This window comes from Terriglobus saanensis SP1PR4 (genome assembly GCF_000179915.2).
In the GTDB taxonomy this organism is placed as follows: domain Bacteria; phylum Acidobacteriota; class Terriglobia; order Terriglobales; family Acidobacteriaceae; genus Terriglobus; species Terriglobus saanensis.
The window spans coordinates 3,717,577-3,740,774 of record NC_014963.1 but is presented as its reverse complement, the minus strand read 5'-3'; the positions used below and the strand labels follow the sequence as shown (position 1 = coordinate 3,740,774).

Below are 23,198 nucleotides of genomic sequence, written 5' to 3'. Positions count from 1 at the left end.
GGTTTCCTGCATCCTGGTATGCATAATTTGCATCAGATACCTTGACAGCAACACACTCAAGGTGCGATCTTGGATCTAGCCCTGAGACGGCTGCACATCTGGCCCATCGCGGCCACGGAGGATTCAAAAGCATTATGGGCAAGATTATCGGTATTGATCTCGGAACCACCAACTCGTGCGTTGCCGTGATGGAAGGCGGCGAGGCCAAAGTTATTCCGAATGAAGAAGGCGGGCGTACGACCCCCTCGATTGTTGCGTTTACCAAGAGCGGCGAGCGTCTCGTCGGCCAGGTCGCCAAGCGTCAGGCGATCACCAACCCTGAGAATACGGTTTACTCGATCAAGCGCTTCATGGGACGTCGTCCCAACGAAGTCAGCGAAGAACAGAAGATGGTGCCGTACAAGGTCGTTGCGCATGGCGACAACATCGCTATCTCCGCGCAGGGCAAGGAGTTTACTGCTCCTGAAGTTTCGGCCATGATTCTTCAGAAGTTGAAGAAGGCGGCAGAGGACTATCTCGGCCAGTCCGTCACGGAAGCCGTCATTACGGTTCCGGCGTACTTCAATGACGCACAGCGCCAGGCCACCAAGGACGCAGGCAAGATTGCCGGTCTGGATGTAAAGCGCATTGTGAACGAGCCCACGGCGGCAGCACTTGCTTACGGTCTCGACAAGAAGAAGGACGAGACGATTGCGGTCTATGACTTCGGCGGCGGAACGTTCGACGTTTCGATTCTCGAAGTGGGCGACGGCGTCATCGAAGTAAAGTCCACCAACGGTGACACGCACCTTGGCGGCGACAACCTGGATCAGCGCATCGTGGACTTCCTGATCGACGAGTTCAAGAAGAAGGAAGGCCTCGACCTGCGCGCGAAGGGTAACGAAATGGCCCTGCAGCGTCTGCGTGACGCGGCGGAACGCGCCAAGATTGAGCTCTCCACGACGATGGAGACGGAGATCAATCTGCCGTTCATCACGGCGGATGCGAGTGGACCGAAACATCTCGTAGAGAAGATGACGCGCGCCAAGCTGGAGTCTCTCGTTGAGGACCTTCTGCAGCGCTCGGTCGGACCCTGCAAGCAGGCGATGTCCGATGCCGGTGTGGACGCAAGCAAGATCGACGAAGTCGTTCTCGTGGGCGGACAGACACGTATGCCTCGCATGCAGGCCCTGGTGAAGGAGCTCTTCGGCAAGGAACCGCATAAGGGTGTGAATCCTGACGAAGTTGTCGCGATCGGCGCGGCGGTACAGGGCGGCGTTCTGGGCGGCGAGGTCAAGGACCTTTTGCTCCTCGACGTCACACCTCTCACGCTCTCGATCGAGACCATGGGCGGCGTTGCCACGGGCATGATCCCGCGCAACACGACCATCCCGACGAAGAAGACGGAGACCTTCTCCACGGCTGCGGACTCGCAGACTGAGGTTGAGGTACACGTCCTCCAGGGCGAGCGTCCGCTGGCCGCGCAGAACCGTACGCTCGGCAAGTTCAAGCTCGCCGGTATTCCTCCCGCGCAGCGCGGTGTGCCGCAGATCGAAGTCACTTTTGACATCGACGCGAACGGCATTCTGAATGTGACGGCGAAGGACAATGCCACGGGCAAGGACCAGAAGATCACCATCACCAGCTCCTCGGGTCTTTCGAAGGAAGAGATTGAGCGCATGGCGAAGGAAGCCGAAGCGCATGCAGGCGAGGACAAGGAGAAGCGTGAGGAGATTGAGGCACGCAATCAGCTCGACTCGCTCGTCTACAACGTGGACAAGATGTTCAAGGAGAGCGGCGACAAGGTAGCCGAGTCCGACCGCAGCGAGGTAGAAACTGCCCTTGCTGATGCGAAGACCACGCTGACCGGAACGCCTTCTTCCACCGAGCTCAAGGCAGCGCATGACCGCCTGACCGCCGTAAGCCACAAGCTGGCCGAGGCGATGTACAAGGCCAACGCAAGCGGTCCCACGGACGGCGCAACAGCCGCAGAGGGAACGACCGAAGAGCCGAAGAAGGATGAAGGCGTCATCGACGCGGAGTATGTCGATGTCGCGGACGAAAAGAAGTAAACGCACCACGCGGTAACGGATACGAGGGAACCGGCAGAATCGAATCTGCGTAACTTGTGTCTAAGAAGTAGAGGGCGCTCAAGCAATCATGCTCTGAGCGCCCTCACTGTATCAAAGGCCTGAAAGGAGGCCCACTATGCAAACCATTCTCTGGACGTGTGAGCAGTACCTCGCAGGCCAATTGAAAGAAAAGAGCGTCTTCGATAGCGAGGAACAGGCCCGCGAGTTCGCCCGGAAGCTCAACGGAGTTTCCCCGGATATCATGCTGCGCATTGAAGCCATGCCGATTCAGAATGTCTGGAACTAAACTAGTTCGTACCACGTTGAACGCATAGCGTTCAACGTGGTACGCTTGGCGCGTGATTCTCTCTTTTCGCGACCGTGCAGTGGAGACGCTGTTCAAAGAAGGTCGTCACAAGAAGTTTGGCTCTATTACTTCGGCAGCGCTTCGCAGATTGGCTGCTCTTAATGCGGCAGTTGATCTGGAGGCGCTTCGTTTTCCTCCAGCGAATCGTCTGGAAGTGCTTCGTGGAGACCGTACTGGTCAGCATAGTATTCGCATCAATGATCAGTACCGAATATGCTTCCGATGGACGAAGGCCGGGGCAGAAGACGTTGAAATCGTGGATTATCACTGAGGTGCTTCATGTCGATTCCAAGAGATCCAAATCATCCCGGCTTCCCAGTTCATCCAGGTTCGATTCTGCGTGAAGATTTCCTTGTGCCGCTGAATCTGAGCGCAAATGCATTGTCGATCGCGCTCCGCGTGCCTTCCACGCGCATCACCGAGATCGTCGCCGAGCGTCGTGGAATTACTGCAGATACTGCTTATCGGCTTGCCGCATACTTTGGCGGGCCAGCGTCGTTCTGGATGAATCTCCAGGCCAATTATGAACTCGCGATTACTTATAAACAGGCCGTCTCTGTCATCAACAAAGAAGTACGTCGCCGCGTTGCTTAACCGGAGAAACAATGCCTGAAGGCAATGAGATCCATCGCTGGGCCGAGCGACACAACGCCGCCTTTGCAGGAAAGAAGATTCGCGTCGACGCTCCCGAGGGCAGCCGCTTTCAGGACGCAGCGCTCGTGGACAACCGCAAGCTGGAAAAGGTAATTGCAGTAGGCAAGCATCTCGGCTATGACTTCGGTAAAGACCGCATCCTGCATATTCACCTCGGTATGTACGGCGATTTCTCCGAGGGCACTGGACCTCTGCCGCCGGAGAAAGGCGCGCTCCGCGTTCGCCTCTACGACGCGCAGGCGATCAAGGGGCCGGTAGAGCCCGGCGAGAGTAAGCGGCATGCGTGGTACTCCAATGACGACGGCACCGGGCATATTGAGGCCGCGAAGGTGGCCTGGGTAGAGCTTCGCGGACCGACGGACTGTTCTGTCTTTTCGCAGCAGCAGTGGGAGGCGCTGGAAGCGCGGCTCGGGCCTGATCCTTTGAACGGCGATCCCGCGACGAAGTTCGTCGAGAAGGTGCGCGCGCGAAAGACTGCGGTTGCGGCGCTGCTGATGGATCAAACCATTGCTGCCGGGGTTGGCAATATCTATCGCGCCGAGCTACTCTTCCGCGCGAAGCTCGATCCGTTTACTCCTGGAAACGCGGTGAGCGAAAAGACGCTCGAAGCCATCTGGAAGGATGCGATTCCGCTGATGAAGGCGGGTATGGTGGACCGGCGCATCATTACGACGAAGCCGAAGGACAGGCCGACGAAGAAGACGGGTCTACCGTTGAAAGAAGAGGCGCATTACGTCTATCGTCGCCAGGGCAAACCTTGCCTGATCTGCGGAACGAAGATCCTGACGCAGGTGATGGCAGGACGCAATCTCTTCTGGTGTCCCAATTGTCAGGCGCCCGCATCTCACAGTATGAAGGTGCCCGCATAATGTTCATTGATTGGAATGAGGCGCAGGCCATCGGTACGGTCGCTCTGGTGGTTACCTCCGCGGCGGCCATTGGCTATGCCGGTTTGCAGCTGCGGCATGAACGCGGGTACCGCGCCGTCTCGAACCTCGAAAAGCAGCTTGCCTTCTTCCACTCCGACAAGTTTGTGAGCGCGCGCCGCACTTTGGCACAGGCGCGGATTGACCCGCAAGGGGAGCTTCTTGCGCTTGATATTGAAGACCCGCCGGTAAGCGCGTTTGAGGTGCTGGATTTTTATGAGCATCTTGGTCTTCTTATCAAAAAAGGCCATCTGGAGACCTACGATGTCTGGCACACCTTCTATGAATGGGTGCAGCCGGTCTATGCGGATCTTCGGCCGATAACGGAGAGTAAGGATTCGCCGTGGTCCGATCACTACACAGACCTGCGTTCCTTGGTGCGTGAGATGGATGTAATTCAAAAAGACCGTATGCGGAAGCAAAAGAGCTCTCAATACAAATTATGGTCGCGCGATCGTATCGCGGAGCATTATCGTTATGAGATCGAAGCCAGCGGATCGAGCTCCAGCATGCGACGTTTGCGCCGCCGCAACGCTTTAGTCGCTGCATCATCTAATTCTTAGAAAGACACGATGGCACCCACGCAAAACAAAGATTATTACGCCGCTCTCGGCGTCAAGAAAACAGCGACCCCGGACGAGATCCGGAAGGCCTTCCGCAAACTTGCGCGTAAACATCATCCGGACGTGAATCCGGGCGATAAGAAGTCGGAAGAGAAGTTCAAGGAGATCTCCGAGGCGAACGACGTCCTTTCGGATGAGAAGAAGCGGAAGATCTATGACCAGGTTGGCTTCTACTCGGACAACATCGACCCGGCTGCTGCTGAGGCAGCGTCCCGCGGCGGTTATGGCGCAGGCGCACAGCAGAGAGGCTCCGCGCAGAATGATGAGGTGCCGTTCGACTTTGGCGGCTTCGACTTCTCCGGCTTTGGAGGCGGTACGGGAAATCCACGTCGGCCGCAGCAGGAGAGCGGAAGCCGCGGTTCGTCGTTTAAAGATATCTTCGGCAGCATGTTCAACGGCGGCGGCAAGCAGGCGGCCCGTGGGCCGCAGCCCGGTACCGACCTGGAATACCAGGTGCAGATCGACTTCTGGACGGCGATCCGGGGAGGCGTGACTCGCCTTGAAATTCAGCGGGCTGAGACGTGCCCGACTTGCAAGGGACAGTCGACCTCGGGTGGAAGCATTGAGTGCCCGGAGTGCCATGGCTCTGGCCAGGTCACGCAGATGGGTGGCCGCATGAAGTTCAACATCCAGTGCCCGCGCTGCGACGGCGCGGGTGTGGTGCAGAACGAGTGCGCGACGTGCCACGGCGATGGTGTCATCACGCGCCGTGAGCCGCTGGAGTTGCGCATCAAGCCAGGTACACGCAACGGTCAGCGTATTCGTCTGGCTGGGCGTGGCAATGCGGGCCTGCACGGCGGTGCTCCAGGGGATCTTTACCTGATCATCAAGGCCGGGACGCACCCTGTCTTCACGCGCAACGCGGACGATATCCACGTTGTGGTTCCGGTGATGGCCTTTGAAGCAGCGCTTGGGGCGAAGATCGATGTGCCTACGATCGATGGTCGGGCGCAGCTGAAGATTACGCCGGGAACACAGACGGGGCAGAAGCTTCGCCTGAGGGAAAAGGGCGTCGTCTCTTCCACTGCGGATGCCGTGCGCGGCGATCAGATCGTGGAAGTAAAGATCGTTGTACCGAAGATTCAGGACGAGCGCTCGAAGGAGATTCTGCGCGAGCTGGCCAAGCTGAATCCGATGGACCCGCGCGAAGATCTCTTCCGCGAGGTCTAAGAGCTACTCTGCAGTTTGATTATTGGCTGTCTGCAGGTGCTCGCTCCAGGCCTTTACGAGTTTGAGCGAGGGCTGACGGAGATTGCTGCCACGTGTGACGGCCTGCGCTCCGGGTTTCGGGAGCATGGTTCGATTCACGACTCCTGCGAGACGCTGTGCTCCTACGGGAGCGATGCCTACGGTTCGTGCTGCGAGCCACGCCTGTGGCGTCAGGGTGATCTCCGCAGCCCCTGCGACCACGGCGCGAAAGATCTGGGCTGCGGCGCGACGGACTGCGATGGAAACCAATGGGGTGGTCGCCCCAGCGGCGAACCAGCGATACTCTTCCTGACGACGTCCGGAGAACTTCGCTTGCACATGCGATCCGCTGCGGATGAGGCCGGGGCAAACGGTAGTCACCTGAATTCCGTCGGCGGCGAGTTCGGCGTGCAGGCCTTCGCTGAATCCGACGAGTGCGAACTTGGAGGCGACGTAGGGCAGGAGGTGCGGAACGGCTACCTTGCCGCCGATGGAGGCGATGTTCACGATCTTGCCTTCGCCGCGCTCGCGCATTTCTTCCACGACGGCCTGGACGGTGTAAAGCGCGCCAAAGAAGTTCGTCGCCATGGCTTCTTCGAACGCGTCTTCCGGCTGGCTGACGAAGGGGCCCACGTGGATCACACCGGCGTTGTTGATGAGGACATCCACGCGTCCGAAGCGCTGCCGCGCGGCTTCGATGATGCGGGTCGCGTCTTCGCGCAGGGTAACGTCGGCTACGACGATTTCAATGGTGGAGGCGCTGTGCGCGGCGCCTTCGCTGGCGAGGATGACACGGGCGCGCTGGAGTTCTTCTTCATCGCGCGCTGCGAGGACAAGATGGGCTCCGGCGCGGCCGAACTGCCGTGCCAGTTCCAGGCCAAGGCCCCGGGAACCGCCGGTAATGACGACGACTTTGCCGCGCATCGAACGGGCGCGTACGGATCGAACAAGCGCCACTGCGGTCATCCCTAAACCTGCGGCAATTCCTGCCGCCATCCCTGTTGCCTGTACCGTGCGTTTGAGAAGACCCATGCAGGCTAGGACGCCGCCGACCGCGACGGTGGTTGTAATTTTTGACGGTCCTGAAATCGCACCTTACACAACCAGTCACCTTGCGCCATAATCAAATCAGGTAGTTATGGCGACGAAACGGAAATCGAAGGGTGCTTACATGATCTCGGCCGTGGCCGAGATGTATGAGATTCATCCGCAGACGCTTCGCATGTATGAGCGCGAAGGCCTTCTGCGTCCCTCGCGTTCGGATGGCAATACACGACTGTATACCGAAGAGGATCTTGAACGCCTGGAGTTCATCCTGAATCTCGCGCGGGATCTCGGTGTGAATATTGCCGGGATCGCCATCGTTCTCCAGATGCGGGAGCGGATGGAGGAGATGAACCGGCAGATGCAGGGATTCGTCGACTACGTCCGGTCGGAGATGCTGCCGCACATCCAGCGTGCCTCGGCTTCGCAGTCGGGGCTGGTGCCTCTGCGTCGGCCGCTCGTCGTGCCGAGGGTGGACGTCCCTATTGTGATGCCCACTCCGCGCAAGACGGCCTCCAAGCCGAAAAAGCCGTAGCAGCCAGCATCTTCTAAACTGGCTACAGACTGCATCATGAATCTTTTCCTACACATCCTTCTGGGGCTGGCGATTCTGGGTACGGCCACCTCGACGATCTACTGCGGCATGGTGGTGATGGCCACGCTGCGCTTTGGCCGACGCAGGCGACGCGATGCCCGTCTTGGGGCCAATTTCCTGCCTCCGATCAGCGTTCTCAAGCCTCTGCATGGTGCGGAGCCGGGATTGGCAGAGAACCTCGAACGGTTCTTTACGCAGGATTATCCAGACTACGAACTGATCTTCTGCGCGCGTCACGCGTCGGATGCGGGGCTGCAAATCGCTCAGACCATCGCACAGCGTTATCCCGAGGTGAATGCGCGCTTCCTCACCTGTGGGGAACCGCAGTATCCCAATGCGAAGATGTGGTCGCTGGCGTTCATGGCACAGGCCGCGACGCACGATCTTCTTGTCACCAGCGATGCGGATGCGCGGGTGGTCCCGAGTTACCTGCGGGAGTGCATTCAGTCGCTTGCCGATGGCAAGACCGCGCTTGCTTCCTGCATGTATATCGGGACGGTAGAACCGGGCGCGGGTCTCAGCCCGCGACTGGATGCCATCGGCAAGAGTGTCGAGATGGTGTCGGGATGCCTGGTCGCCGATATGGTTGAGGGGGGAACTCGCTTTGCCCTCGGCGTCACGATGATCCTTCCACGGCAGTCGTTTCTGGATGCGGGAGGCTATGAAGATCTCGGCCAGTACTTCGCAGAGGATTTCGTCCTGGGGAATCGTCTTGCTGAGAGTGGCCGCCGGGTCATCATCTCCTCGCACGTAATCCGCCTGGTGGTGCTGGAGACTCCTTTTGCGGAGTCGTTCCGCAACCAGGTGCGATGGATGAAGAGCACGCGGCGCTCGCGTCCGCTGGGGCACCTTGGTTCGGGCCTGACCTTCGCGGTGCCCTTCGGTCTGATTGGGCTTCTGTGGGGAGTGCTGGCTGGCCAACCGCTCCACGGTGCGATGTTCCTGCTGGCGGCCTGCGCGAACCGGATCCTTCTGGCGGCGGTCGCGCTGCACACGCTGGGAGAGCAGGAGTGGTTTACACAGTCACTGCTTTATCCTTTGCGCGATCTCATGGGAGGCATCCTGTGGGTAGGCTCTTACTGCGGTAGCGGCTTCACTTATCACGACGCCAACTTTGAACTGACGCCGGACGGGCGTGTCGTACCCGCTACCACAAAGGGATAACGCTCGTTACTGGTTGCTGAGGACGGTCTTACCGCCCCTCTGCGCCAGGATATGCACGGGGCCAAACCGTTCGAGATCGGCCCTTCGGACGTCGTTGTAGGTCATGAGGAAGATTCTCTGCTTGCCAGCCCAGGCTGCGCGGAGCGAGTCGTCCGTCTCGAAGATCCTGGGAGCGTCAGGCCAGAAAGACCCGAACCACGGCCCGTTCACGTGTCCGTTCACAAGGGAGACCGGCTGCCTTGTGTAGAAGATCAGTGTGGAGCCTGAGGTCAGTTCGCCATCGAGCATGATGCGGTCGCCGGGCTTCAGTACGCGTGCGATCTCTTCGGCGAGTCCCTTCGATCCAAGGATCGGGTAAAAACGATCCAGCCCGGAGTGCACGCACAGCAGAACGCCGCACATGCTGATGCCGAGCACGAGATTCGCCGCGTGCGTTCGACCGGAGCGGCGCAGCCACCACGATCCCAGGCCCACGCCGAGCATCGATACGGCGACGCCCCACAACGGCCCGAGGAAGAAGCCCATCGCGCGTCCGGTCAGGTCGTACAGGTGTCCCAGGGCGAGGTTGTACTGGTCTGGATTGATGGTCAGGAGGTCCGCGAGGTCCGCGCCTGCTGGTGGCTTTGGCGCGACCATCGCAAAGTGCGCGCAGGCGATGGCAACCAGCGTGGCCAACGGCAGGAGCGCCCAGGTCGCTCCGCGGAGCACGCCTTTGCGGGCTGGTTCTTCACGGCGATCAGCTGCGTTCAACACTCCGCCCGCCATGAGAGCCAGTGCGGGCAATGCGGGCAGCGAATAGTACTCCTGCCGCGACGACAGGGTGAAGAAGCCGAGCACCATGCCTGCCCAGAGCAGAAGGGCCAGCGAGCTTTCGTACTCGATGGCGTCCGCTACGACGCGTCGCCGCAGCACATGCCACGTCCGCAGCAGGGCCGAGGGGAGAAACGCGGTCCACGGCGCGAGCCAGAGGAAAAACATCAGCCAGAAGAGAGGGATCGGGACTTGTCCGTAATCGTGCGGGATGCGCAGACCCCGGAAGCGCATGAAGTGCTCATTCACGATGTAGAACCACAACCATCCCGCGCGAGCCGGTAAGCCGAGACCCGCAGGCATCGCGATGGCGGGATTGCGTAGGGCGGCCAGCACATGCCAGGGCAGCGCAATCGCCAGGAACAGGAGCATACCGCTGCCCGGCCACATCTTCTTCAGCGCGGCAACCTGTCGCGTGACGAGGAGATAAAAGACCACGAAGCCGATGGGGAAAACGATTCCGATGAGGCCCTTAGTGAGAAGGTTCAACGCCATGGCTGCAGCGAATCCCCAGGCAGGCCAGCGTGCGCTGCGGCCTTCCTTCACCCGATCCAGTGCCATCAGGAAAAGATGAACGCCGATCGTCATCCAGAGCGCGTTCATGATGTCCGGGATGTAGAAGCGTGTGAAGAGATACGGCCCCAGGCTGGTCGCCATAGCGAGTGCGGAGTAGAAGCCGCCGCGTTCGCCGAAGAAGCGAACGCCCAGGGCGTAGACGGTGAGGAACAGCGCCAGCACCATGAGCGAGAGCGGAAGGCGCGCGGCCCAGTCATACGCGCCGAAGATCTGCATGCTGCCCGCGGCCATCCAGTACATTAGGGGAGGTTTATCAAAAAAACGGACACCGTCGATGTAGGGCGTCACATAGTCGTGCCGCAGCATCATCTCGCGCGCCACTTCGATGTAGACCGAGTCGACATCGTCCAGCAGGCCCGGTGAAAAGAGGCAGCCCAGATGCAGAATGAGCCAGATCATGACCAGACCGGCGACAGAACGTGAGCGCGCACGACGGGGATGAGTTAGAGCAGGAGGAGCGTTCAAGGCTATTTCGTTTCGACTGTGAGGGGTTTCATCATCGTCCGTCACATTGCGCCAGATGTCAACGTGCAGGCTCCCCGAGAGGACGATCGGTTACCAGAGCCTTGCCGCTGACCTCCATGAGTACGACCTGACGCTTGCCCAGGAGCGCATCGACTTCGTCTCGTTTTTCTAGTGGAACGAAGAGAACCTTCCGACGCCCTATACCCCAGACGTCTTCCAACTCCTGCTTCGTCCAGAAGATCTTTGGTGCATCCGGGAAGGTCGAGCCAAACCACATTGAGGTGGATCTTCCTTCGACCAGAGGCACCGTCTCCCCTGCGTAAAAGGGGATCGAAGACCCATAGGATTGGTCGCCGTAGAGCATGAGTTCGCTGTCCTTCGCGAAGGCGCCGGAGTCCATCAGCTCCTCATAGCGCGCTTCGATCTTCTGCGACGACAACATCGGACCGAAGCGGACCAGAGCGATATGGGCCGCGATCAGGAAGATGGCTGAGGTCAAAGCCATGGTGAGTGTGCTCGCCTTATGCTCTCCTTTTTTGCGCAGCCACCAGGAGATGCCGGGGCCGGCGGCGAAGGCAATCATGGCCAGCGTGGCGGGCAGACGCAGCGCAGCGAAGGATGGACCTGTGAGGTCGAAGAAGTGGGACATGGAGAGCGTGTAATCGCCCACGCCCCTGTGCGCGAGCATCTCACCGATATCGGAGACGTAAGGGAGCTTGCGGCTCTGCCATAGGCCGCCTGCCAGTGCCAGAGCAACGCCCGCGCCGACGACGGTGAGTACAACGTGCCCCGCGATAAACCATCGCCGCACTTTGGTGTCCAACGCAAAGCGCCGCTCTGCAATCACCACACCCGCCATCGTCAGCAGGGCCAGAGGCATGTAGACGGGATAGGTGTAGTACTCCTGATTGGTCGACATTGCGAAGAAGATCAGGACGATGCTGGTGAAGCTGCCCAGCAGAACGGAGGTGCGCCAGGCGAAGTCGCGCCGCGTCGACCGTTCGCGCCAGGCTGCGATGGCGACCGCGGGCCAGAGGAGGCTCCACGGAAACAGCCACACCAGATGCAGCGACCAGTACAGCCAACCGGGCAGCTTGTTGTAGTCGTGAGGCATTCGCTTGCCGAGGAAGCGCAGCCAATGCTCGTTCACAAAGTAGAACCAGAAGAACCCGTGGCCTTGCGCTCCACCGGTATTACGTAGCCCCGCCAAAATGTGCCACGGCGCGGCGAATGCTAGAAAAAGAAGGCCGCCCGTCAGCAGGCGCAGTTCCCGCCAGCGTCGCAGATCGCCCGTAAACAAGCCGTACGCCAGAAGAGCGGCCCCCACAAAGACGATGGCAACGAGACCCTTGGTCAGGACAGCAAAGGCAAGCATCGTCCACGCGGCGTAAATCCAGGCCTTTTTCCGCAGCTCCAGTCCACGCAGGACGCAGTACAGCGTACCCACCATGAAGAGGCTGAGCAGTACCTCGGGAATGAAGACGCGCGTGAAGAGAAACACACCGACACTGGTCAACACGGCGGAGGCGGCATAGAGGGCTGCGCGGTCACCCCAGGCGAGCATTCCCCATCGATAGGCCAGCAGCGCCAGGGCAAGGACGCTCAGCGCCAGCGGGAGATGCACCGCGAATGTATCGTATCCAAAAACTTTGAACCCAGCCGCGACCACCCAGTAGGGCAGCGGGGCCTTTTCGAGATAGCGAATTCCGTTGACGCGCAGGGTAACAAAATCGCCGGTCTCGGCCATGTGTCGGGAGGCATTGGCGTGGGTCGCATCGGCGTCGTCGAGCAGAGGCGGAGAAAAGAGCGAGCCCGCATACACAGCGAGGAACAGGCCGAGAATCCACACCAGATGGGAGCGTCGAGGCCACCAGTGTGCTTCGCGAAGACCACTCTGAATTTTTGTTCGCGAGACGGGTCTCTTTCCTGCTTTTGACTGCTCGCGATCTGTTGCGACCGTGGTCATATTCATATTCACTAGACGCCCCAAATTCGCAGAAGTTCCGAAAGAAATGCGCCTTCTTCATTCTCCTCTATTTCCACTCTTGTAGACTCCATGCAAGGTGGCCCATTCGGGTCGCAAATTTCTGCCTCTGAGGACTTGCTCCCGTGCCCACCTTTGCAGCGATTGATATCGGTTCCAACTCCTGCCGTCTCGCAATCGCCAGTGTTCAGAACCACACATTACATACGTTGCACGAGGACCGCGAAGTGGTGCGGCTTGGCGAAAGTGTCTTCGAGACGGGTATGATCTCGCCCGACGCGATGGCGAACACGATTCGCGCGCTCAAACGATTCCAGAAGGCTGTGCAGGCCCATGTGGTCGATCGCGTGCGCGTGGTGGCGACCTCTGCCATGCGCGATGCGCGTAACGCAGCGGCGTTTATCGCGTGGGTGAAGTCTTCCACAGGATGGGATATCGACGTCATCTCGGGCCTCGAAGAGGGGCGCTTGATTCATCTTGGCGTGGTGACGCATGAGCCTGGGGCTCGCGGACGATGTCTGATGATCGATCTCGGTGGCGGTTCCTGCGAGGTCACACTGTCGGAAGACGGCCGTATTCGGGAGATCGTCTCACTTCCTCTTGGCGCGGTTCGTTTGCAGCAGGAGTTCTTGCGGAACGATCCGCCGACACGCGAAGATCTTCATCGCCTGCAGAGCTTCATCGATCGTGAGATCTCACGCGCGCAGCGCAAGCTGGGCGAACCAAATGTCGCGCTGGTGATCGCGACTTCGGGCACGGCTGCGGCTTTGACTGAAGCCGTGGGCGCGCCGCAGTTCGTGCCCGGTGCAAAGGTCGCTCCGAAGAAAACGGCGGTGAAGAAGCCCTCTCTCAAGAAGGCGTTGAAGAAGCCCTCGAAGTTGCAGCCTCTCTCTGCCACAGTGCTACAGGTGCGCACTGTGGCCAACAAACTGGCGAAGATGACGAATGTGGAGCGCGTTGCGGTTCCTGGGATCGGACCAAAGCGCGGTGACATCATCGTGGGTGGGGCCATTGTTTTCGCCACGCTCATGGAGCGCCTCAACCTATCCTCGATTCGTTATTCGACGCTCGGTCTGCGCGACGGCATTCTTGCGCAGATGCTCGCCGATACGGATATGCGAGCGTCCGTGCACCGCGCGGTAGAAGAGGAACGCTGGTCCGGCGTTCTGCGCGTGGCCAAGCGCTACGGAGTGGATGCGAAGAAGTACGAACCGGTACGCGCCGATGCAGTGAAGCTCTTCGATCTGCTGGTCCGCGTGCATGAACTGCCGGACGAGTATCGCTTCTGGCTGGCTTCTGCAGCGGTGATGCATGATGTGGGCAAGTTCATGAACCACCAGGGTCATCATCGGCACACACAGTACATTATTGCGAACTCCGAGATCTTTGGATTTTCTCCGGTACAGCGCGCGATTGTTTCGGCCATCGCACGCTACCTGGGAAAGAGCCGCCCGGATGCCGAAGACCGTCCCATGCGCTTCGTTCCACCGGAGGAGCATCTGCATGTGCGGCGCGCGATTGTGCTTCTGCGGCTGGCGGTGGCTTTAAACCAGGATCGTGTAAATGACACCTTGCGGATTGCCGCGAAGATTTATCCAAAGCGGGTGGTGCTTGAGCTACGCGCCACGCGTGGCAACGCCGAACTGGAGTCCTGGTCGGCGCGGAAGGAGTCAGCTTACTTTCGCGAAGTATTCCGTCGCGAACTCTTGGTCGAAGTGGCATAAAGAGCGCGAACCATACGTGGCTCCATCAACCATTGCAGCGTGGGCCCATTTTGTCCCGCGGCGCGGTCGGTGCTGATCTTCGCGATGGAGCCCTTCCGCATGCGAACGGCAGCGGGCTTGCCAATGCGACCTCCGCCGGTCAGCAGCCGACCTATGAAGGCCGGAAGATTCGGATTGTGACCCACCAGCAGAACGTTCTCTTCGTGCGTGCAGGTCGCGAGAAGCTTTTCAAACGCTTCATAGTCCGCGGCGGGCGACAAACCCTCCGACAAGACGACGCGCTGCTCATAGCCGGTCTCTGTGCCCACGAGGGACGCCGTCTGCACGGCGCGCTTCAACGGACTGGAGATGACGACGTCAAAGTTGATCTTCAATGCCGTCAGAGCGTGACCCAGCAGAAGGCAGTGCCTCTTTCCGTCTTTATCCAGGGGCCGTCTTACGTCCAGTACGGGATTGGCGCGACGCGTCCCGGCGCTCGCATGTCGAAGGATATACAAAGTCATGGCTCTACCAGTCTATCGAATGCGCACCGGAGGCTGTAGCTCCCACATCTCCGCTATGAGGATTCCACCAAGACGAGGCACGCTTCCCAGGCATTGGAACCCGGCCTCTCCTAACGCCCGACGCCATGCAGGAAGCTGCTGAATGCGCAGTCCTGCGAGGATGCGAAACGCCAGATAGAGGAAGCGGATGAGCATACGCGCTGGCCAGTGCATGACGCCTGTAGGAATATTGAAGTCCGAGATGAGCCAGAGGGCTTTTGGCGCACTGCTGGCGGCTATCCGAAGAGAGAGCGTATGGACGTCGCTTGTGGACAGGCAGTCGAGAAAGAAGTGGGTCGCGATGAGATCGTAGGGGCCGCGTACGTCAAAGCGCATGGCATCGATGCAGTGGGTGTGTACACGCTCGGAGTCGCATCGGGCAGAGAGCAGACGAAGCATCTCGGTGCTCTGATCGACCGCGTCGACGACGATCTGGGGTGAGGAGCCGATCAATGCTGCGGTGAAACGCCCATCGCCATCTCCGAGCACAAGGGCGAGCTGTGCGTCTGTTGCAGTGGACAAGAACTCGAGGCGGCATCGCGACAGGATGGGGCCGAACGTCGCGTACTCCGCCCAGCGATAGAGACGCGCAACGCGGTCAAACCCCTTCACCGTAGTGTCGCCGCGTGAAGATGGGGAAGGATGGTGAGGAGATGCGCGAAGGTGTGCTGCCGCAGCGCGGGCATGCCTGCGATCGACGCGATCGGCGTGAGTAGAACGGCGTCTGCGAGGACGCGCATGCGCAGGCGGGAACCTTTGACGCCCCAACTGACATCCGCGGCCCAGAGCGCGAGCGCCGATACAGATGCAGCTCCTGCTACAGCGGAAGACCCATTCACGAGGAACAGAATGCCAGCCCCTAGAACGATCGCGCCACACAGGCTCCGAAGATTGCATGCGGCCCACTCGGTCATCGGATGGGGTTGCACGTCTTTTTCCCAACGAGCGATGGCTACGCAGTTGGTCCAGCAGAGTAGCGCAAAGAGCGATCCTCCGCCCAGTAAGGGAGCCACGCCAACACGGATGGCTGCGGGCATGATGCATGCGGCGGCGAAGAAGAGTGCGACGATAAACTCTTTCGGCGGGCGCAGAGAAGTCAGGTGGATGAGAAGCAGATACGCCACGAGCGGGACACCGAGGAGCATCCACGCAAAGCGAATGTTATGCGGAAGCGTGAGGACGATCCAGGATTCGAGAGGGATAGCGAGTGCCAGCGTGAAGACAAATCCACGCCAATGTAGGCGATGGAAGCGGTGCCTGTCTTCCAGGGGATGCTTGCCGCGGAGACTGTCCAGCAGGCGATCAAGTGCGTAGAGCATCCACACTGCGAGACCAAGGGCGCATACCTCCGGCAAGGTTGGAGTCGCGTCGACGCTCCAGCTCAGAAGGCAGGTCCAGACGATAGCTACGAGAGGTGCATCGAGACTGAGGAGGTGCCACATCTCCGGAAGGGAGTGCGATAGGGCAGTGGCTCTTTTTTCGGCCAAAACATCTCCAAAATGCAATGGACGCATTTCTATAGGGGCAGGCTTGAAATAGGCCTGTCCCTTATAGATTATTTGGCTTCGGTCGAAAGAACCAGCTCGTCCCGGCGCGCAGCCTTTTCGCCTGCGCGCCAGAAGGTAGGATCGATGTCCGGGAAGATGTTGTCGCGCAGCTCAATTTCCGCGAGACGGGCTTCTTCCGCTTCGGTAATCGCGCCGTCCCTTTCGAAGATCTGCCAGATGGATTTCACCAGGAGAAAATCGCTGTTGTGATTGGCGAAGCGCATCTCGGCGTAGTCGCGGGCCGCTCCGGTGGTGATGAGGAACTGCCAGTCAGAGGATTCAAGGAGAAGAAGTTCGCGGCAGAGCTGGTTGACGATGCGTTCGCCCATACCGCCATCCCGCCACTTCGTACCCGTGCAGACTTCGCGCGTGTAGATTTCGGCTGGATAGATATGCGTGTAGGTCCAGCTCGTATCGGGATTCATCCAGACGGTGTTGTCGCCGTTTGCTCCCCAGGAGCCTTCCTTCATGTTAATGAAGCCCGCGCGTGGGTATTCGTCGAGATAGGTGGCGCAGCTCGTGAGTTTGATGTCCGCCGAGGCGTGAACTTCGCGCGCTACATTTTCCAGGAAATGAATGCCTTCAAACCACCAGTGACCGAAGAGCTCGGCGTCGAAGGGCGAGCAAAGAATTGGAGGGATGGAGTCGGCACGGTCGTTTGCGAGAGCTTCGCGCACGAGGTGTACGTAGTTCTTCGCATGGTCGCGGGTCTTTGCCAGGGCTTCCTGCGGCCAGTAGGGCTCTTTGTACTGCATGTCGACTTTGGAACCGGTGACCCGCCAGTAGCGGTGCCCACCAGGCCAGCGCTTTTTGTGGAAGTCGAGATAGCCGGGGTCGCCGGGGTATCCGCCTTCACCGCTCCAGACCTGAACGCCAGTCCGCGGGTCGCGCGGGAAGACGGAAGTGGCGTGGCGCTTGTCGTAGGGGCCGTTGACGTAATACGGCTGATAAAGACGGCGGCTGGCCTTTTCCGTCATTGCGATCAAATTTGGATCGAGAGGCACTGTGCCATTGAGAAGCTCGTAAGGGGAGGGAATACGCTCCGACTCTTCGACGAGGTGCGTATCTACAAAAAAGAATTCGATGTCGCTTTCAGAGAGCGCCTGTTCCGTGCCAATACGGTCGTAACCGGGGTAGGGGAACTCTTCGCCTGCTGCCGCCACGGGGTAATTCCAGAAGCCAGCCGGACGATAACCGCACTCAGGCACCCAGATGCCGCGTGGCTGCTTGCCGATGTGACGGCGGTGGGTTTTGACGGCCATGCGCAACTGCGCCCGGACACTTTCGTCGGTACCGAGAAGCGGGTTGTAACCGTGGGTTGCGCCGCAGGTAATGATGTCGATCAAGCCGCGTTCGGCGAAATAACGGAAGCCCGCGATAATGTCTTTATTCAAAGCTTCGAAGTCGTCCAGCGCCTGCTGGAAGAAGTCGCGCCAGAAGCGGGCTGTCTCGGCGTAATGCTTCTCGCCGCCCTGTGTGAAGAACGCTTCATCCTCGTTGGCGGCTACGATTTTGCGAGTAACGTACTTCGGAAACTCTTTGATGAAATTCGGGTGGGAAAGCTGCTCTAAAAGAATGGGCGACAGATTGATGTTCGCAAAGAGCCCAATGCCATCCTTTTCGAGACGCTTGAGTGCCCGAAGTAGAGGTAAGTAGGTCTCTGCCGCGGCTTCGTGCAGCCACTCCATACCGTGGGGCCAAGTGCCGTGATTCACGACGTAGGGTAGATGCGCGTGCAGCGTAAAAGTAAGAAATCCTGCAGGTTTGGTCACTTGCTTCATTCGTCTCAACGTTCCTTGTGGGCTGTGAGGTGCGATGGGGTGGACTGGCCGGCGTGGACGTCCCCCTCAGTCTATACCTGGATCTTCATGCCTTCAGATGCCGACAGCGGCGCGGCAGGTTCATGTTCGTAGGACGGCCCGCAAAAAGAAAAGGACGAAGCGTTACGACGCTTCGTCCTTTTAAACGGATGCTTTTGCTTAGTGAGTTTGTAGAGAGGGATCGCCAGGAGTAGAGGAGTCAGCCGCGGTTGCGGTACGGATGGCGATCGAATTCGCGAGGTGGAAACGCACAATCGATTCCGAGGGAATCTGTACCTGCTGTCCGCGGGTCACAGCGTTGATACCGGCACCGGTACCGCCGCCTGCTGCCGCGCCGATGGCTGCACCTTTACCGCCGCCGAAGATGCCTCCGAGGATAGCTCCTGCTGCAGCGCCCACGCCAGCCTTGGTGGCAGTGTTGGCGCCGCGGCCCTTGCCCTTGACGTCATAGGGTTCCGTGGTGAGGGCGATGCGCTCTCCGTGGCGGTTCAGGCCAGTAAGCTCGACGGCCAGTTCGGAGTTACCGCTGAAGTGGCCCGCGTCCTTGGCTTCCGTGACGCGACCGGTGACCGGCGTACCGTGGGCGAGAACGACCATGCCGTCCTGGATGACGTCAGAGGCGATGACACCGGAGAAGGCATCGCCTGTCTGCGTGGTGGCGCTATCCAAAGGCGTGGTGACGCGTACTGGCAAGGTACTGCCAGACGCCAGCGTAATCGTGCGATAAACCGGACCCGCAGGAGCACGTGGCGGCGGCGGTGGTGGTGGAGGTGCAGCGACGACACGCGCTTGCTCAGGGAGCGGCTGGGGTGGCGGCGGCGGGGTGTAACGCTGCACCGGTGCAGGCTCGCGAACAACTTTCTCGTGTTTCACCTTTGGCGCAACCGGCTCGGGCGCAACGGGAGGCGGAGCCGTTACCGTGGCGGTTGTGGTGGGTGTAGGACCTACCACGAGGTTGTTGATGACCTTCGCTACGCCAGCGACGGCTGCGGCGTCATTGGCGGCGAGGGAGCGGGCTGCTTCGCTGGAGACCTGGCCGTTGAGGGTAGCCGCGCCCTGTTGTACGTAGACCTGGATGGCTTCATTGTGAAGGGCGCCGTCGCTGGCGATCTTCTGTTGGATGTTCGACATCAGGGTAGGATCGTCGACGGTGACAGGTTTAGGCTTGCAACCGGTGGCGATGAGGGCCAGTGCCAGGGTTGCGACTGCCCCGATGTTCCGGGTTGCGTTGATACGGTTCATACCAATCTCCTCCAAAGACTCTTTGCTCATGGACCAGCACAAGAGCGTCAAGTCGATTACAACAGTTTCTCCGCCAACTGAGAACCCAAGACTTTCGAATGGGTTCGCACTTGATTAGACGCGGGTTCGGGGCAGGAGTGTTAGCAAAACTGGTCCATTGTATGGACCAGAGTCAGCACGACTTCCTTTCAGCTCTTTGCCGTACTTGGGGGCTTGCTGGTTTGGGGGCCTGCTGAGATGCGGGCCAGAGATCCATTTCGTTCTTGATTACAAAATCCACGGGGAACTCCGCAATTCTCCGTGAATGAAAATAGAAGTACCGATCGGTTGGCTCGGCATCGGTCTCTGGCAATAGTTTTTTTTCGCTCATAATGCCCATGAGCGTGTTGTCATCCACTTTTCTGAAATAGTTGAATACAGGCTGAAGATCACACATCATCGTGGCGGAGATTTTGCCTCGAAACTCTGCCATCCAAAGCGTTCCTTCACCGCCTATGACCTGATAGGGAAATAAATTTCCTTCCTCATCGAAGCAGACGAGTGGGGTTGCATCCATCTTTGAGCGAAACCATTGTCCGTACCACTTCACCTTGCTGACGGCCTTCGTGGCCCAATGGTCCGTGTTGAAGGGGCCTGTCGCCCAGCGTGAATAAATTTCGTCACATGAGATGGGATCAAGCTGGTCGAAGAGGTCGAGCAACTTTGAATCGTCTTCAATAAACTCCTGATTTTTGTATTTTTCAAAAGCCTGGGCTAATTCATTTTTTAAATCCATTCTGCTCTCCCTATCCCTGGCCGTTGCTCGTTGCTTATTGAAAACGCCTATCCATCACGTCCGTGTTTGCCGTGATTCTCGCAATCTCCTCTGGAACAAGAATGAAGTTAGAAGGCAGATTGTTTTTCCGGAGCCATTAAACCCCATAGTGGGCTCGTCGAGGTGCGGGCCAAAGATCTGCCTGGCTGTGAGGAACGAGCTTCGCGGGGAACTCCGCCACCCTCCGCAGGCAAAAGTAGAGGTAGTGAGTAGCCGGAACGATTTCGAGCCCCGTCAGCAATCTTTTTTCCTGCATAATGCCCATGAGCGTGTTCTCGTCCACCCTTCTAAAGTGGTTGAACATGGGCTGGCTGTCATAGCTCAATGTGGCAGAGACTTTACCTCGAAACTCTGCCGTCCAGAGAATGCCCTCCCCGCCCAGAATCTGGTTCGAAAATAAATCTCCCTCCTCGTTGAAGCAGATGAGCGGAGCGCAATTCATCTTGGTTTGAAACCATTTCCCATACCACTTCATGTCGGTGAGAGTCTTGACGGCCCAGTGGCCGGTTTGGAAGCATTCTCCCGCCCAGCGTGAATAAATTTCGTCGCACGAGACGGGATCGAGATGGTCGAAGAGTTCGAGCAACTTCGAGTCGTCTTTAATAAACTTCTGATTCCTATACTGTTCAAAAGCTTCGATTAACTTATTTTCCAAAACCTTACTGCTCCCCTTATTCCTAACTTTCGCTGGTTGTTCTCGAAACGCTTGTTTCTTCACATCCGCAGCGATGTCTAACCGTAAGTTCTGCAATTAGCTTTTGAAGTAAAGGCTTTTCGCGATAGCTGGGACCCGTCAGGATCTTCTGAATCAGCGCTAAAAAGTTTCAGACGTGAGGTCGTCTCTTTCAGGAAAATCACCTGCGCCGTGATAATTCTGGCGACAGTGTCGGGTTGATCGAATCCGGCCGGGAATGGCCACTCTCTTCCAAGCCACTCAAGCGCTGTATTTAAACCCCCATGGGCAATACGATTTGCGGCGTGCCTCGGTAAATCAAGTTTGAGCAACCTTCCGCATGATGATCAGATTCAGGGAAGTCATCCCGAGATTCTCAAGAGTGAACGAAATTTGGAGGTCCTCTCCCGAAGCTAAGCCTTCTGGGGGACTTGCACAGATGCAGACCAAAGATTCGTTTCGTTCCTGTTCACAAATTTGGCGGGAAACTTCGCAACCCTTTGCAAATAGAAAAAGAAGTACCGATCGTTCGGAACGAGTTCGATTTCCGTCAATATTTTTTTTTCGTCCATAATGCCCATCAGCGTGTCGTCGTCCACTTTTCTGAAGTGGTCGAACATGGGCTGAATGTCGCAGATCAATGTGGCGGAGACTTTACCTCGAAACTCTGCCATCCAAAGAATTCCCTCTCCACCCACGACCTGGTTCGAAAATAAATTTCCGTCCTCGTCGAAACAAATGAGTGGAGCGGCATCCAGCTTCGACCGAAACCATTTCCCATACCATTTCATGTCGCGGAGGGCGTTCCCGACCCAGTGTCCCGTCTGAAAGCTCCCTCCCGACCAACGCGAATAAATTTCGTCGCACGAGACGGGATCAAGCTGATCGAAGAGGTCAAGCAGCTTCGAGTCGTCTTGAATGAAACGCTCGCTCTTATACCGTTCAAAAACTTCAATTAAATTGTCTTTCACACCAGATCGTCCTTTCTTTCCATCGCGATCAGTTGGTTCTTCGGAACGCTTGTTCCATGATGTCGGCAGCCCTGTCTAATCCGCGGGTTTCTGCAATTACCTTTTGGAAGTAAAGAGCTTTTTCGCGGTAATCGGGAACCGTCAGGACCTTTTGGACCAACTTCAAAAGTGCGTCAACCGTGAGGTCGCTCCTTTCAAGAAGCTCGCCCGCACCGTGATACGCAATCCTGGCCGCAATGCCGGGTTGATCGAACCCGATGGGCATGGCTACCATCGGAACGCCTTTTCCGAGGCACTCAAGCGTAGTATTCAAACCCGCATGGGTGATACAAAGCGCGGCACGCTTCAGCAAATCGATTTGAGGGGCTTTCCGTACGGCGATCATATTGGGAGGAGCCGTTACGAGATCCTCCAGAGAAACATTTCCGCCTACCGGAACTACAAACTGCATCTCGGGGAGTCGCGCGGCAACTTCAAAAATGATGTTGTAGATCTCTTTTTGTCCGTTCAGCAGAGTTCCCAGAGAGGCGTAGATCAAGGGAGCGCCGGTCAACTTTTCCCATGGAAATGGGACGGGTTCCCGGCCCTGATCGTCGTGAAATGGGCCTGCATAGTGAAACGCGGGTGGCCATGGAATGTTCGGGTAGTCAAACTCCCTGGGAATCTGCGTAATAATGGCCGACGGAGATAGGGTTGCGCCAGGAGCGCTCCAGTCGACCTGCAATCCCTCCTTTTCAGCAAAGGGTTTCGCAACCGCCAGGACCGGGGCAAACAACGCGCCAACCGACCTCAATCCTTCGAGATTCCTGGCAGCGGCCTCGGGTGAAATCTCGTGCCGCCAACCTAGGAAGCTCGCCGGAGACGTCCCCGATAAATCCGTGGGGAGAATATTCCAGATGTGGACATAGGGCATGCCGAGGCTCATCGGAATCAGACCAAAGAAAAAGTGGACCGTATCCAATACCAAACCTTCGATACCAGCCTCTTTCAGCTTTTCCGGCAAATACTCCAAGGAGTCCCTGAGCAGGGCCGCATGAACGTGCTCAGCGCTATAGCGCACGGCATCCAGCCCCTGCAGTTCCGCCGCCTGAGCATAGGCAGCGGCAATAAACCCTGCTGGGTACTGTTTTTCGCAGTAGGGCACGAAAGCCAGATTCGCGGAGCGCACCATCGGTTCGGCGTCCGGAAGGCCGAGAAATACTACCTCGTACCCCCGGGATTGAAGCTTGCGTGCGAGTGCAGTCATCGGGTTAAGATGTCCTGCGTGCGGCATACTTACGAAGCCAATTTTCATGCTCATTGGAGCTAAAACACGCGAACTTCGATTTCATTCCCCAATTTGTCTTTTGTGGGGAAAAAAAACTTAAAGTAGCCCGAAATGGAGCATGGTTGCCCGCTCTTTCAAAGAGTTCTAAATT

22 protein-coding genes are annotated in these 23,198 nt (G+C 58.2%); 10 read left to right on the top strand and 12 right to left on the bottom strand.

All coding sequences use genetic code 11. The features are described from left to right. The first annotated feature begins 134 nt into the window (after positions 1 to 134). From dnaK to ACIPR4_RS15045, 7 genes are all read left to right on the top strand, one after another. The gene (dnaK, locus tag ACIPR4_RS15070; protein WP_013569522.1) at positions 135 to 2,051 is read left to right on the top strand and encodes a molecular chaperone DnaK; all 1,917 of its coding nucleotides are present in this window, start codon (positions 135 to 137) and stop codon (positions 2,049 to 2,051) included. Positions 2,052 to 2,187: 136 nt separating this feature from the next. Beyond that, positions 2,188 to 2,358, top strand: coding sequence for a hypothetical protein (locus tag ACIPR4_RS22785; RefSeq protein WP_013569521.1), 171 nt, complete (start codon positions 2,188 to 2,190; stop codon positions 2,356 to 2,358). Positions 2,359 to 2,410: 52 nt separating this feature from the next. After that, positions 2,411 to 2,689, top strand: a complete 279-nt coding sequence (locus tag ACIPR4_RS15065; RefSeq protein WP_013569520.1) for a type II toxin-antitoxin system RelE/ParE family toxin — start codon at positions 2,411 to 2,413, stop codon at positions 2,687 to 2,689. An 8-nt stretch (positions 2,690 to 2,697) separates the two neighbouring features. Beyond that, on the top strand, positions 2,698 to 3,012 hold the full coding sequence (locus ACIPR4_RS15060; protein ID WP_013569519.1) for a HigA family addiction module antitoxin: 315 nt from the start codon (positions 2,698 to 2,700) through the stop codon (positions 3,010 to 3,012). Between the two features lie 11 nt (positions 3,013 to 3,023). After that, positions 3,024 to 3,941 (top strand): Fpg/Nei family DNA glycosylase, encoded by a 918-nt coding sequence (locus ACIPR4_RS15055; RefSeq protein WP_013569518.1) that lies wholly within the window; start codon positions 3,024 to 3,026, stop codon positions 3,939 to 3,941. After that, the gene (locus tag ACIPR4_RS15050) at positions 3,941 to 4,561 is read left to right on the top strand and encodes a hypothetical protein (RefSeq protein ID WP_013569517.1); all 621 of its coding nucleotides are present in this window, start codon (positions 3,941 to 3,943) and stop codon (positions 4,559 to 4,561) included. The genes ACIPR4_RS15055 and ACIPR4_RS15050 overlap by 1 nt, the downstream gene beginning before the upstream one ends. A 9-nt stretch (positions 4,562 to 4,570) precedes the next feature. Then, the gene (locus ACIPR4_RS15045; protein ID WP_013569516.1) at positions 4,571 to 5,791 is read left to right on the top strand and encodes a DnaJ C-terminal domain-containing protein; all 1,221 of its coding nucleotides are present in this window, start codon (positions 4,571 to 4,573) and stop codon (positions 5,789 to 5,791) included. 3 nt (positions 5,792 to 5,794) lie between these two features. Here ACIPR4_RS15045 and ACIPR4_RS15040 read toward each other — a convergent pair whose 3' ends face one another. Further along, a complete protein-coding gene (locus ACIPR4_RS15040; RefSeq protein WP_013569515.1) occupies positions 5,795 to 6,841 on the bottom strand; it encodes an SDR family NAD(P)-dependent oxidoreductase in 1,047 nt (348 codons plus the stop codon). Between the two features lie 106 nt (positions 6,842 to 6,947). Here ACIPR4_RS15040 and ACIPR4_RS15035 point away from each other — a divergent pair, with 106 nt between their 5' ends. Further along, positions 6,948 to 7,388, top strand: a complete 441-nt coding sequence (locus ACIPR4_RS15035; RefSeq protein WP_013569514.1) for a MerR family transcriptional regulator — start codon at positions 6,948 to 6,950, stop codon at positions 7,386 to 7,388. Positions 7,389 to 7,424: 36 nt separating this feature from the next. After that, entirely contained in the window at positions 7,425 to 8,612 is a 1,188-nt protein-coding gene (locus ACIPR4_RS15030; RefSeq protein ID WP_013569513.1) for a glycosyltransferase, read from the top strand. Between the two features lie 6 nt (positions 8,613 to 8,618). Here the strand turns inward: ACIPR4_RS15030 and ACIPR4_RS15025 are convergent, their stop codons facing one another. Both ACIPR4_RS15025 and ACIPR4_RS15020 read right to left on the bottom strand, forming a co-directional pair. Next, complete coding sequence (locus ACIPR4_RS15025) at positions 8,619 to 10,463, bottom strand: ArnT family glycosyltransferase (protein WP_245536358.1); 1,845 nt, start codon at positions 10,461 to 10,463, stop codon at positions 8,619 to 8,621. A 58-nt stretch (positions 10,464 to 10,521) separates the two neighbouring features. After that, a complete protein-coding gene (locus ACIPR4_RS15020; RefSeq protein WP_144312445.1) occupies positions 10,522 to 12,429 on the bottom strand; it encodes an ArnT family glycosyltransferase in 1,908 nt (635 codons plus the stop codon). 143 nt (positions 12,430 to 12,572) lie between these two features. Here ACIPR4_RS15020 and ACIPR4_RS15015 point away from each other — a divergent pair, with 143 nt between their 5' ends. Then, positions 12,573 to 14,171: a Ppx/GppA phosphatase family protein gene (locus ACIPR4_RS15015; protein WP_013569510.1), complete on the top strand. Its 1,599-nt coding sequence runs from the start codon at positions 12,573 to 12,575 to the stop codon at positions 14,169 to 14,171. On the opposite strand, the gene sixA is transcribed toward ACIPR4_RS15015, so the two are convergent. The 9 genes from sixA to ACIPR4_RS14970 form a co-directional block, all read right to left on the bottom strand. Beyond that, positions 14,123 to 14,674, bottom strand: coding sequence for a phosphohistidine phosphatase SixA (gene sixA / locus ACIPR4_RS15010; protein ID WP_013569509.1), 552 nt, complete (start codon positions 14,672 to 14,674; stop codon positions 14,123 to 14,125). The genes ACIPR4_RS15015 and sixA overlap by 49 nt on opposite strands. Positions 14,675 to 14,686: 12 nt before the next feature. After that, a complete protein-coding gene (locus ACIPR4_RS15005) occupies positions 14,687 to 15,325 on the bottom strand; it encodes a class I SAM-dependent methyltransferase (protein ID WP_013569508.1) in 639 nt (212 codons plus the stop codon). Further along, a complete protein-coding gene (locus tag ACIPR4_RS21805; RefSeq protein ID WP_049780957.1) occupies positions 15,322 to 16,200 on the bottom strand; it encodes a hypothetical protein in 879 nt (292 codons plus the stop codon). The genes ACIPR4_RS15005 and ACIPR4_RS21805 overlap by 4 nt, the downstream gene beginning before the upstream one ends. 68 nt (positions 16,201 to 16,268) lie before the next feature. Next, positions 16,269 to 18,041 carry a glycoside hydrolase family 57 protein gene (locus tag ACIPR4_RS14995; protein ID WP_013569506.1) on the bottom strand — a complete coding sequence of 591 codons (1,773 nt, stop codon included), beginning with the start codon at positions 18,039 to 18,041 and terminating at the stop codon, positions 16,269 to 16,271. A 198-nt stretch (positions 18,042 to 18,239) separates the two neighbouring features. Then, complete coding sequence (locus ACIPR4_RS14990) at positions 18,240 to 19,322, bottom strand: BON domain-containing protein (protein WP_013569505.1); 1,083 nt, start codon at positions 19,320 to 19,322, stop codon at positions 18,240 to 18,242. 172 nt (positions 19,323 to 19,494) lie between these two features. Then, positions 19,495 to 20,097, bottom strand: coding sequence for a DUF4334 domain-containing protein (locus tag ACIPR4_RS14985; protein ID WP_013569504.1), 603 nt, complete (start codon positions 20,095 to 20,097; stop codon positions 19,495 to 19,497). Positions 20,098 to 20,233: 136 nt separating this feature from the next. Continuing rightward, a complete protein-coding gene (locus ACIPR4_RS14980; protein ID WP_013569503.1) occupies positions 20,234 to 20,791 on the bottom strand; it encodes a DUF4334 domain-containing protein in 558 nt (185 codons plus the stop codon). 431 nt (positions 20,792 to 21,222) lie between these two features. After that, positions 21,223 to 21,780, bottom strand: coding sequence for a DUF4334 domain-containing protein (locus ACIPR4_RS14975; RefSeq protein WP_013569502.1), 558 nt, complete (start codon positions 21,778 to 21,780; stop codon positions 21,223 to 21,225). Between the two features lie 28 nt (positions 21,781 to 21,808). Next, positions 21,809 to 23,074, bottom strand: coding sequence for a glycosyltransferase (locus ACIPR4_RS14970; RefSeq protein ID WP_013569501.1), 1,266 nt, complete (start codon positions 23,072 to 23,074; stop codon positions 21,809 to 21,811). Positions 23,075 to 23,198: the final 124 nt, after the last annotated feature.